Source organism: Mesorhizobium sp. M1E.F.Ca.ET.041.01.1.1 (assembly GCF_003997355.1).
Lineage (GTDB): Bacteria > Pseudomonadota > Alphaproteobacteria > Rhizobiales > Rhizobiaceae > Mesorhizobium.
Map to the genome: position 1 here is coordinate 1 of NZ_RZSL01000978.1, position 1421 is coordinate 1421.

General features: G+C 59.9%; 2 protein-coding genes. One reads left to right on the forward strand and one right to left on the reverse strand.

The window, feature by feature from the left end; all coding sequences use genetic code 11:
- Window positions 1-34 precede the first annotated feature (34 nt).
- Window positions 35-712 (reverse strand): lytic transglycosylase domain-containing protein, encoded by a 678-nt coding sequence (locus EOA38_RS36560; protein WP_127301495.1) that lies wholly within the window; start codon window positions 710-712, stop codon window positions 35-37.
- Between the two features lie 88 nt (window positions 713-800).
- Between EOA38_RS36560 and EOA38_RS36565 the strand changes: the two genes are divergently transcribed.
- On the forward strand, window positions 801-1406 hold the full coding sequence (locus EOA38_RS36565; RefSeq protein WP_127301496.1) for a hypothetical protein: 606 nt from the start codon (window positions 801-803) through the stop codon (window positions 1404-1406).
- Window positions 1407-1421 lie beyond the last annotated feature (15 nt).

A 1421-nucleotide genomic window follows, 5' to 3' on the forward strand; every position in this document is an offset into this window, starting at 1 on the left:
CCTTTTTATAGTCCATCCTCATCTCACTCCTTTTTCAGTTGCCAAAATCGATGACGTGACCGTCTTGCCAGGCGACGCCATCAACCGCGCCGGTCGCGGCTGCGTGATGATCGTTACCAGGGTTGGGGAGGGGAGCCTTGATCAGCTTGCCGAGCTTCCAGCGATTGAGCACCTTGACCACGTATTTCGTGGTCTCGTCGTTCACGGGAATGCCGTTGGCTTTGTAGACGTTCTCTTCGCCTGCATTGTAGGCCGCCAACATCAAAAGCGGATCATGGAACTCATCATAAAGCGCTTTCAAATAGCGGACGCCGGCGCGGATATTGGCTTTCGCGTCACATCTGTCAGTTACCCCGAGACGCGACCCTGTCGCTGGCATAAGCTGCATGATGCCGAGCGCGCCCGCGCGAGACGGCCCTTGATTGCCGCCCATGTCGCTTTCCGCCCAGGCAACCGCCTCGGTCAGGTCGGGATCGAAGCCCTCTTCCTCAGCAATCTGGCGCACCAAGGCCGCGGCCCGCCCGCGATCCGCCGGCGCACACCCGCCGCCGATCGTCGAACCGTGATCGGCATCGGAAAAGGTCGAAACCGCCGAGCGGGCCGGCAGTGCAAACGCCGCCGCGATACGCGTCGAACTCGTGTTGTCCGCATGTGCGCCGAATGGCGTCATGACGGCTGAGAGAGAAAGCGCAAGCGCGATCCGGTTTTTCATTGCGCTACCGATTTTGACATTTTACTATGGGTACATGGAGCAAAAGTAAAGTGTCAATACGAGAAGCGGGATCGAGGCCAATTTTCCGATGAAGCAGTTTTTCTTCCTCGCGGCATTGTTGCTCCACAGCACCGTCCTAGGCGCCGCCGATCTGGGCACGAACGAGCCGCGTCCGTTCGAGCAGCCGTCGACCGCGTATCTGCAGAAGTTCGCCAAACCTGGCGAAAAGACCTTCGTCTACGAGCGCTACGACGCACGCGGAGGCCTTTTTCAGCGCGACCTAACAGCGCTAGCTAAGCCGGTGGAGATCAAGTCCGCGACCGAACGCGTCATCAACGGCGTCACCTATAGGCTGCGGGGCCTCGCGGCCTGTCCGAAGCCCAAGATCACCTACAAGGCTGAGGAGTGGGATTGCACGAAGGCCGTGCGGGACTACGACGAGGCCGTCTATAACACCCGCGCATCCGTCGTGTTGTGCAAGACGCTGGTCCTCAAAAGCCAGCCCGGCGTTCCGGACGCGGTTTCGTGCTTTGCGCTCGTCGGGGCTGGCAATGCCAATGACCCGTATTCGGTCGCTTATGACGACGATTCCATGGTCTTCTTCGACATGGCCGCGATCGGCCGCAACCAGGACGGCAGGTCCCTGCGGCCGATCGCGGCCATGTCGAAGAAGACCATGGAATCGTCGTCATAAGCGACCGAATACGGG

Coding starts and splice junctions, on each gene's coding strand:
- EOA38_RS36560 (WP_127301495.1), bottom strand. CDS start 712: ATGAAAAACCGGATCGCGCTTGCGCTTTCTCTCTCAGCCGTCATGACG.
- EOA38_RS36565 (WP_127301496.1), top strand. CDS start 801: ATGAAGCAGTTTTTCTTCCTCGCGGCATTGTTGCTCCACAGCACCGTC.